Genomic DNA, 9,340 nt, shown 5'->3' with positions numbered 1-9,340 from the left:
TTTTGATCTCCAGGATCATCCAAATCCGAAAAGGCAGCAATCACGTTCCTCGAAGAAAGCGCCCTGCCATTACTGTTGGACGCTCCTTTATTCTTGTTCGCGCAAATGCCAACACACACATTTCGCATGGGGGTATGCACAAAAGTCATACCCATCAACCGGACATCAACCCTTGAAAACGAGGGGTGCGGTAAGTTACCCACCCCTAAAAGCCAATAGGCTATGACTTAAACACAGGGGTACGAAATGCCTGAGCAAAAAAGCCAGTTTCAATTGACGCGTCGCTCTTTCATGGCGGGTGCAGCCGGCATCGGCCTGGTTAGCCTTAGCGGCATGGGAGGTCTGATTACTTCGCCCGCTGCCGCAGCAGGCGACGGCACGCCCAAAAAAGGCGGAGTGCTCAAGCTCGGCATCGGCGGCGGCTCCACCACCGACAATTTCGACCCGCGTCTCTTGAAGGATTGGGTTCCGGTCAATCAGGCCTACATGCTGATGAACGGCCTCGTGGAAATCGACGTCAACAACAAGGCTGTACCCGAACTGTTCGAGAGCTGGGAACCGTCAGTCGATGCCAAGGAATGGACCTTCAAGGTTCGGCAAGGCGTGACCTTCCACAACGGCAAGACACTGGACGCCGATGACATCATCTATTCCATCAACCTGCATCGCGGCGAAACCACCTCCGGCGCGCGATCCCTCGCATCGGAATTCACCGATGTCATCAAGGTTGATGCCGGGACGGTCAAGATTACGCTGAAGAGCGGCAATGCCGATCTGCCTTACATCCTGTCCGACTATCACTTCCTCGTGGTTCCCAAGGACTGGACGGATTTCAACAAACCGGTCGGCACCGGACCTTTCGTCTTCGAGCGTTTCCAGCCGGGCGTGCGTTCGCGTTTCACGCGCAACGAAAGCTATTGGAAGCCGAACACGGCCTGGGTTGATGCAGTTGAGGTCATCGTTATCAACGACGTGTCTGCCCGTACCAACGCCATGATGTCCGGTCAGGTGCACGCCATCAACCAGCTCGACTTCAAGACCGTCGATCTGCTGAAGCGCAACCCGAACCTGAACATCGTGCAGTCTTCCGGTGGCCAGCATTTCTCCTTCCTGATGGATTGCACGCAGGCACCGTTCACCGACAACAATGTCCGCCTCGCCATCAAATATGCCATCGACCGCGAACAGCTGCTCAAGACGGCCTTGCGGGGTTACGGTCGTCTGGGCAACGATAACCCGATCCCAAGCACCGACCCGTTCTTCGATGCGGCATTGCCGCAGCGTGCCTATGATCCGGAGAAAGCCAAGTTCCATTTGAAGCAGGCTGGCATGGATTCGCTGAAAATTCAGCTCGCGGCTTCCGATGCGGCCTTCACCGGCGCCGTCGATGCAGCGGCGATCTTCCGCACCGCCGCCGCCAAGTCGGGCATCGAGATCGACATCAAGCGCGAACCCGCTGACGGATATTGGGACAATGTCTGGATGAAGGCACCGTTCTGCATGTCTTATCGTGGTGGTCGTCCAACCGCCGATCAAGCTCTCTCAGTCGCTTATGCCTCCAACGCATCGCAAAACGACACGCATTGGAAGAGCGCCGATTTCGACACCAAGCTGCTCGAAGCCCGCGCAATGCTCGATCAGGCCAAGCGCAAGGAAATCTATGCTGAACTGCAGGCCATGATCAGCAATGATGGTGGTGCTCTTATCCCAATGTTCGGCGACTATCTCGACGCCACCTCCAAGAAGCTCAAGGGCGTGACCACGCATCCGATGTTCAATCTGATGGGTGCGCGCCTTGCCGAAAAAGTCTGGCTGGAAGCATAAATGTTCGTTCTAATTCTCAAGCGTGTGGGGCTCGGGTTCCTCACGCTGTTCCTCGTGTCGGCGTTGATTTTCGCCGGCACGCAGATCCTGCCGGGCGATGTCGCATCAGCCATTCTCGGTCAGAATGCCACCCCGGAAGCGCTCGCCACGCTGCGCGAAAGCCTCGGGCTTAATCAACCGGTCCTTGCGCGCTATTTCTCGTGGCTCGCCGGGTTTGTTACCGGCGATCTGGGCACCTCGCTTGCCAATCAACAACCGGTAGCTGATCTCCTCTGGCCACGTTTCTGGAATACGATGGCGCTCGCAGCCTTTGCTGCCGTCGTCAGTGTTCCTGTCGCCATTCTTCTCGGTCTTGTCACTGCGGTAAAGCGCGGCGGCATTTTCGACCGGGTGATAAATATCGTGGCGCTGGCTTTCGTGTCCTTGCCTGAATATTTCCTTGGCCTGCTGCTGATCCTGTTTCTGTCGATCCGCTTCAACCTGCTGCCAAGCCTTGCCGACACCTATGAAGGCATGACATTCCTCGAATGGGTTCAGGCAACCGCCCTGCCCGCACTGACACTGGTTCTGGTGACCGTTGCGCAGATGATGCGCATGACCCGCACCGCCGTTTTGTCGGTCATGGATCAGGCCTATGTCGAAACGGCATATCTCAAGGGGCTGCGCACCAAGCGCGTCGTGACCAAACATGCCCTGCCAAATGCAGCGGCGCCTATCGTCAATGTGGTGGCATTCAACATTGCTTACCTCATAACTGGTGTGGTGCTTGTTGAAGCCGTGTTCAACTATAACGGCCTTGGCCGCTTCATGGTTGATGCCGTTTCCAAGCGTGATCTTCCGCTCGTGCAGGCAGCGGCCCTCGTCTTCGGTGCGGCCTATGTCATTCTCAATATCATCGCCGATGTCGCTGCCATCGCGCTCAATCCGCGCCTGAGGCACCCACGATGAAGACTATGAAGAAATCTATTCCCTTGACGGCATGGGTCGGTCTCGCCATCGTCTCCATCTGCCTGCTGATGTTCCTGTTTGGCCCGCTGATCGCGCCCTATGGTCAGGAAGAAATCGTCGGCGCACCGTTTGATCCGCCATCGGCACAGTTCTGGTTCGGTCTCGATCAGAATGGCCGTGATATGCTCTCGCGCCTGCTCTTTGGTGCGCAGATGTCCATTGGCGTTTCGCTTGCCGCATCGCTCCTGTCGTTCAGCGTCGGCGTGCCGCTCGGCTTTCTTGCCGCCATTTTCGGCGGCTGGGTCGATACGATCCTGTCGCGCATTGTCGATTCCGTCATGTGCATTCCGGTGCTCATTTCGGCGCTCGTCATCCTGCAGGCGCTCGGCTCGTCACTGCCGGTTCTGATCATCACCATCGCATTGCTCGATTCTACCCGCGTGTTCCGTCTGGCGCGCATCGTGGCGCAGGGCGTCAATGTGCTGGAATATGCCGAAACCGCACGCCTTCGTGGCGAAGGTCTTGGCTGGCTGATCTGGCGGGAAATCCTGCCCAACACGCTGCCGCCGCTGATTGCGGAATTCGGTCTGCGTTTCTGTTTCACCTTCCTGTTCGTTGCCGGCCTGTCGTTCCTTGGCCTTGGCATCCAGCCGCCATTCGCGGATTGGGGCGGCATGGTGAAGGATAACCAGCAGGCTATTCTCTACGGGCTTTACGCACCGCTTTTCCCGGCGGCTGCAATCGCCATCCTCACGGTTGGCGTCAACCTGGTCGTTGACTGGCTTCTGGCCGGACGCACAACCACGCAGGGAGCGGACCGATGAACAAGGATATCGTTCTTTCAATCTCCGACCTTGTCGTCAAAGCACCCACTGGCGCAACGCTTGTCGACCATGTGGACGTTACGCTGAAGCGTGGCGAAGTGCTGGGCCTGATTGGCGAGTCCGGTGCGGGCAAGTCCACCATCGGGCTCGCTGCAATGGGTTATGGTCGCGGCGGTTGCAGGATCGCTGAAGGCACCATCGTCGTCGACGATGTTTCGCTGATGGATGGCACCCGCGAAACGCGTGAAAAGGTACGCGGCGCACGCATCGCCTACGTGGCGCAGAGCGCGGCAGCGTCGTTCAATCCCGCGCATCGCATCGGCGACCAGATCATGGAAGGTCCGCTCTATCATGGGCTCATGACCAAAGGGGAAGCCAGGAGCTGGATGCTGGAACTGCTGCACGCGCTGCAACTTCCCGACCCGGATAATTTCGGCGACCGCTATCCGCATCAGGTCTCCGGGGGGCAGCTGCAGCGCGCCATGGTGGCCATGGCTATGTCCTGCCGCCCCGATATTCTGGTTCTGGACGAGCCTACTACAGCGCTGGACGTGACAACCCAGATCGAAGTGCTCGCACTCCTGCGCAGCCTGATCCAGCGTTACAACACCGCTGCACTTTACATCACGCACGATCTTGCAGTGGTGGCCCAGATCGCCGACCGCATCATGGTTCTGCGTCATGGCAAAATGGTTGAGCTTGGTTCTGCGGAAGAAATCCTGAAAGCGCCAAAGCAGGACTACACGCAGCGTCTGGTGTCCGAACGCGAAGCCAGCATTTCGGGCGAGCAGGCCGAGCACAAGACGGGCGAAATCCTGCTCGAAGTGAAGAACGCGACTGCCTATTATGGCAAGAAGCTCGTTCTGACCGATGTAGATTGTTATGTCCGTCGCGGCGAAACGCTTGCCATTGTTGGTGAATCCGGGTCGGGCAAATCCACGCTCGCGCGGATTATTGCGGGCCTGCCACCCCATTCGAGCGGCATCATTTCGCTCGCCGGACAACGTCTGGAAGCAAGTTACAAAAAGCGCAGCCGTGAAGAACTGCGCCGCATCCAGCTCGTCTATCAGCTTCCGGACGTGGCGCTGAACCCGCGCCAGACTGTTGGCGAAATCATTGGACGTCCGATGAAGTTTTATTTCGGCATGAATGAGGATCAGCGTGAGATCGAGGTCAGGCGCCTGCTCGAACTCATCGGTCTGCCTGCCGATTTTGCAAGCCGCCTGCCCGGCGCGCTTTCGGGTGGGCAAAAACAGCGCGTGTGCATCGCCCGGGCGCTGGCGGCAAAGCCGGATCTTATCATCTGCGATGAAGTCACTTCGGCGCTCGACCCGCTGGTCGCGGAGGAAATCCTGAAGCTTCTGCGCAAGTTGCAGGACGAATTGCACGTGTCCTATCTCTTCATCACCCACGACCTTGGCGTCGTCCGTCGGCTCGCCGACCGCACCATGGTGATGCAGAAGGGCAAGGTGGTCGAAACCGGCACCACGAAGGCTATCTTCGAACCGCCTTACGAGCCCTATACGGAGCAGCTCATCACATCCGTTCCGGAGCTGCGCCGTGACTGGCTGGACGACATCCTCAAGGCTCGCGCCGCCGTCTAGCACCAGTCGACCTGTCGATGCGGCGCCAATGCCGCATCGAAACTCTCATTGAACAAGTGGAACCCATCATGACCGTAAACGTCACCGAGCATCTGTGGATCACCCTCAAGGATGGCACCCGTCTTGGCGCGCGCCTGTGGCTGCCTGAAGGCGCCGAGGAAAATCCCGTTCCTGCCGTGCTCGAATATATTCCGTATCGCAAGCGTGACGGTACGCGTGGCCGCGATGAGCCGATGCACGGCTATTTCGCGCAGAACGGCTATGCGGCAATCCGCGTCGATATGCGCGGTACGGGCGAATCCGATGGTCATATGGCGGACGAATATATCCAGCAGGAACAAAATGATGCGCTGGAAGTCATTGCCTGGATTGCGGCCCAGCCCTGGTGCAGCGGCAATGTCGGCATGATGGGAAAAAGCTGGGGCGGCTTCAACGGCCTTCAGGTCGCCGCCTGCCGTCCACCGGCACTGAAGGCGATCATTACCGCCTATTCGACCGACGACCGTTTCCGCGACGACATTCATTACATGGGTGGCCTGCTGCTCAACGATAATCTGTGGTGGGGCACGATCATGCTCGCCTATCAGTCGCGTCCGCTCGATCCGGCGATTGTGGGCGCTGGCTGGCGCGATGCCTGGATCGAACGTCTGGAACGCCTGCCGTTCTTCCCGGCGCTGTGGCTCGAACACCAGCATTTCGACGAATACTGGAAGCATGGCTCTGTCTGCGAAGACTGGTCTGCGATCCAGTGCCCGGTTCTGGCCATCGGCGCATGGGCCGACAGCTATACCAATGCTGTTCCCCGCCTGCTCGAAAACCTTCAGGTTCCAGCGCGTGGCATTATCGGTCCTTGGGGTCATGTCTACCCGCAGGGCGGCTTGCCAGGGCCGGCTATCGGCTTTCTGCAGGAAGCAGTGCGCTGGTGGGACCAGTGGCTCAAGGGCGAAGAGACCGGCATCATGGATGAGCCGAAGCTCCGTGCCTATATCTGCGACACCATCGAACCGACCGGCTCGCGCGACTTCACCAATGGTCGCTGGGTTGGCGAAAAAAACTGGCCATCGACCGAAATCACGCCGAAGCCTTTTGCTCTTGGCGCAGACTTCACGCTCGGCAAGGCCGATGCCGTTCACGGTGTGCTTTCGATCTCTTCGCCGAACAGTCATGGCAAGGCAGGTGGCGAATGGATGGCTACGGGCTGTCCTGGCGAGCACCCGACCGACCAACGCCTCGACGATGGCGGCTCGCTCAACTTCGACACTGCTGTTCTTATCGAAGATCTCGAAATTCTTGGTGCACCGGTTGCGCGTCTGAAGTTTACTGTTGATCAGCCGGTTGCGCAGGTTTCGCTGCGTTTGAGCGATATTCTGCCCGATGGCCGTATCACCCGTGTCAGCTATCAGGTCTTCAACATCAATCACATCAATGGCCACGACAAGCCGGAAATGCTGGTGCCGGGCAAGACCTATGAAATCGCGATCAAGCTCAACGACAGCGGCTACAGCTTCAAGAAAGGACATCGCATCCGTCTTTCGGTTGCCACCGGCTATTGGCCGATGGTCTGGCCATCGCCAAAACGTGTGACACTGACACTCGATACCGCAGCGTCGGTCCTCGATCTGCCGCTACGTCCGGCTTCCGCCGACGATGCAAAGATTTCCTTCCAGAAACCCGCTCATGGACCTGCGACGCCGATCACCCAGCTTGATCCGGGCAGCGTGCGCCGCTGGACCGAGCAGGATCACGTCACCGGCGAAACGCTTTATGTGACGGAGGGCATCGGCGGTCTTTTCGGTGAGGGAATTCTGCGCTTTGACGATATCGGTACGCAGTTGAGCCACAGCCTCAAGCGTGAACTGCGCATCAATGACAACGACCCGCTGTCCGCATCCTACGTGCTGACACAGGCTTATCAGATGGGCCGCGAAGGCTGGATGATCGATATCGAAAGCACCACCAAAATGCATTCGGACGCCGCGAATTTCTATATTTCCGGCGTGCTTACGGCAAAGGAAAATGGTGACGCGGTGACGACCCGCGAATGGAACCAGACCATTCCGCGCGATCATCTGTAAACACTCCCACGGGCGTCAATTCGCTACCGGATTGACGCCCTACCCCCCTGTCGCCGAAACTTGGAATATCGCGGCGCTGCATCTGGCGGACCGCATGCTGTCCAGCGTTCGACGGAACCAACCGAACCATTGCTTCGTTAACTTCTTTTCTCCGGCATTTGCATCAATGGTGGCTCGGCTTCATCTGGAGCCGGGCGGCCTCGAGCAGATCGACCATGGGTACCCGTTGAATTCGGGCCCATCGAGTTTGCCGGAGACTGGCGGCGACGGGAGACGACGATGGTAGAAAACGGGTACAAACTTCAAAAGAATGGCGATGGCACCTGGTCGGTGATCGATGCCTTCAAGGGCAACCCCATCACGTTCGAGGGGCGGTTGCAGATCGCCTTGAACGAAGAGGAGGCGCAGCGGGTTTTCGATTGCCTCAACCGCCAAAACCTTGAGCGCCATCCCGAACAAGGAAGCGGCCGCCTGCCGTGAGCCCATGGCAGCACCGAAATATGAAGTGATCAATCATGCCTATCTTAAATAGTTAAGAAGCGTATTGTTGATGTGTCCCGAAGGAGGATCGTATGCCGCTCTTCAACGAAGCGAGCCGTATCTATAAGCCGGAAGAAGTGACCTTCATGGGCAGTTGCTTTTCCCATGCCGCGATTATTCTTGAAGAAAGCGACAGGGAATATGCTGCGACAGATCTTTCTACCGCCATCATAATGCTTTACCAGAACGGCCTGAGGGACCTGAACTACATTGCCGAACTGGCGTCGCGACTTGCCCACAAGCGATATCAGGACCGCCACGCAGAGACACCGCCGCTGCTAACCTGAACATCGTGCCGGACTCGGAAGCCTCTTCCTGATCTGCCGGGTTCCGCTATACGCTCCGGGTGCTTTCAAGCATTCTTGTCTGCATCCACAAACTTGTTGAAGCGGCTGCTGCCCGCATCTTCGTAGAGGAAGGCAAGATTTCGGTCGTCGAATATCGCAAAGAAATCGTCCCAGTTTATCTCTTCCAGGTCTTCGTCCTTCTCCGCGAAATCAATGCGTAATATGCCGCCTTCTTTGCCAGTATCCACCATTGCCGGGTGTCCGTTGCGGTCTTCCGCCCACCGGCGGATCTTGTCGTGATCGCGTGTGATCTCAGCCATTGTCCTATCCTTCCGCTTTAAACTTCTTCGCTTCTTCAAGCAGCTTTTCCCTGTCCCTGCCGAAACGTTCGATCAGCTGGCGCGCCTGAAGCGGTGAAACATCCGAGTTCTCGGCAAGAAACTTTACGTCTTCATCATCCGTAAGCGGGGTGGTTGGTTGCTTGTTCATAATCGACCTCTTTTCTGATCTCCGTTTCCGCCCTTCATTTCTGTCCTTCTGGCGGATTGGTCGGCTGGTCGCCTCCCGTGCCCGTCTGCGGCCGCTGGTTTTCGACCGGCGGGTTCTTGTCCGGCTGGTCGCCGGTATCCGTCGGGGGGGGCGTCTCTATGCCCTGCTGCTGCGATACCGATCCGCCGCCGGTCAGGCTCCACCCAAGGAACAGAAGCAGCAGAACCGCCAATATGACCAGGGCGAAGCGCGGAAAGTATCCGAGCGTTCGCGAAGGCTCGGCTCTTTTGTCTTGCTCAGGTTTCGATTGCATATTCATCGCCACACCCATGAGATTATGAAATAACCGATGACGACCATCGCGATGATGAACCACCAGACGAGATAGGCAGGGCCTTCCCTCAGTGGGGCTTTTCCTCTTGCGGTTTGCGCGTTTCCTTCGGACGACCACGCCCGCAGGCCGGATGCATGGCTGGAAGCGTTGCTGTCATCAGCCTTCGCGGGCTGCGGCTGGGGCTTGCCAGCAGGCTGGGAACTGCCGCCTGCCTCGGCGTCCGTTTCCATAGGAGCTGCCGCAGGATCGAAACCGGGAACCTTGTCGCCGGTCTCGCCCCGTTGGATCGCGCCTCGCGTGCGGGCGCCAGTGCTTTTGTTTTCTGAAACTGTGTTCATCGCTTTGGACCTCCGGGTTCCAACCATGAGGCGGGCCAATTGTTCCGGAACTTTATCTCGACAATCGTGCCGCCTTG

11 protein-coding genes are annotated in these 9,340 nt (G+C 57.9%); 7 read left to right on the top strand and 4 right to left on the bottom strand.

Going from position 1 to position 9,340, the window contains the following annotated elements; all coding sequences use genetic code 11:
* Positions 1-246 precede the first annotated feature (246 nt).
* From ACS5UA_RS09875 to ACS5UA_RS09845, 7 genes are all read left to right on the top strand, one after another.
* Positions 247-1,824: an ABC transporter substrate-binding protein gene (locus ACS5UA_RS09875; RefSeq protein WP_031346117.1), complete on the top strand. Its 1,578-nt coding sequence runs from the start codon at positions 247-249 to the stop codon at positions 1,822-1,824.
* On the top strand, positions 1,825-2,772 hold the full coding sequence (locus tag ACS5UA_RS09870; RefSeq protein ID WP_021585370.1) for an ABC transporter permease: 948 nt from the start codon (positions 1,825-1,827) through the stop codon (positions 2,770-2,772).
* A 5-nt stretch (positions 2,773-2,777) separates the two neighbouring features.
* A complete protein-coding gene (locus ACS5UA_RS09865; RefSeq protein ID WP_420703417.1) occupies positions 2,778-3,596 on the top strand; it encodes an ABC transporter permease in 819 nt (272 codons plus the stop codon).
* Entirely contained in the window at positions 3,593-5,200 is a 1,608-nt protein-coding gene (locus tag ACS5UA_RS09860) for an ABC transporter ATP-binding protein (protein ID WP_021585372.1), read from the top strand. The genes ACS5UA_RS09865 and ACS5UA_RS09860 overlap by 4 nt, the downstream gene beginning before the upstream one ends.
* Before the next feature lie 68 nt (positions 5,201-5,268).
* Positions 5,269-7,275 (top strand): CocE/NonD family hydrolase, encoded by a 2,007-nt coding sequence (locus tag ACS5UA_RS09855; RefSeq protein WP_162718834.1) that lies wholly within the window; start codon positions 5,269-5,271, stop codon positions 7,273-7,275.
* Between the two features lie 279 nt (positions 7,276-7,554).
* Entirely contained in the window at positions 7,555-7,755 is a 201-nt protein-coding gene (locus ACS5UA_RS09850) for a hypothetical protein (protein ID WP_006471830.1), read from the top strand.
* Positions 7,756-7,847: 92 nt separating this feature from the next.
* Entirely contained in the window at positions 7,848-8,102 is a 255-nt protein-coding gene (locus ACS5UA_RS09845) for a hypothetical protein (RefSeq protein ID WP_112701778.1), read from the top strand.
* A gap of 65 nt (positions 8,103-8,167) precedes the next feature.
* Here ACS5UA_RS09845 and ACS5UA_RS09840 read toward each other — a convergent pair whose 3' ends face one another.
* From ACS5UA_RS09840 to ACS5UA_RS09825, 4 genes are read right to left on the bottom strand one after another with little or no spacing between them, the layout of a single operon-like run.
* Positions 8,168-8,422, bottom strand: coding sequence for a hypothetical protein (locus tag ACS5UA_RS09840; protein WP_021585375.1), 255 nt, complete (start codon positions 8,420-8,422; stop codon positions 8,168-8,170).
* A gap of 4 nt (positions 8,423-8,426) precedes the next feature.
* The gene (locus ACS5UA_RS09835; RefSeq protein ID WP_006469529.1) at positions 8,427-8,591 is read right to left on the bottom strand and encodes a hypothetical protein; all 165 of its coding nucleotides are present in this window, start codon (positions 8,589-8,591) and stop codon (positions 8,427-8,429) included.
* 34 nt (positions 8,592-8,625) lie between these two features.
* Positions 8,626-8,904: a hypothetical protein gene (locus tag ACS5UA_RS09830; RefSeq protein WP_241084263.1), complete on the bottom strand. Its 279-nt coding sequence runs from the start codon at positions 8,902-8,904 to the stop codon at positions 8,626-8,628.
* A 2-nt stretch (positions 8,905-8,906) separates the two neighbouring features.
* Positions 8,907-9,263 (bottom strand): hypothetical protein, encoded by a 357-nt coding sequence (locus tag ACS5UA_RS09825; protein ID WP_021585377.1) that lies wholly within the window; start codon positions 9,261-9,263, stop codon positions 8,907-8,909.
* Positions 9,264-9,340 lie beyond the last annotated feature (77 nt).

Origin of the sequence: Brucella sp. RRSP16 (assembly GCF_052246815.1) — a bacterium.
In the GTDB taxonomy this organism is placed as follows: Bacteria; Pseudomonadota; Alphaproteobacteria; order Rhizobiales; family Rhizobiaceae; genus Brucella; species Brucella intermedia.
The sequence above is the reverse complement of the archived record's forward strand: the minus strand, read 5'-3'. Positions and strand labels throughout refer to the sequence as shown.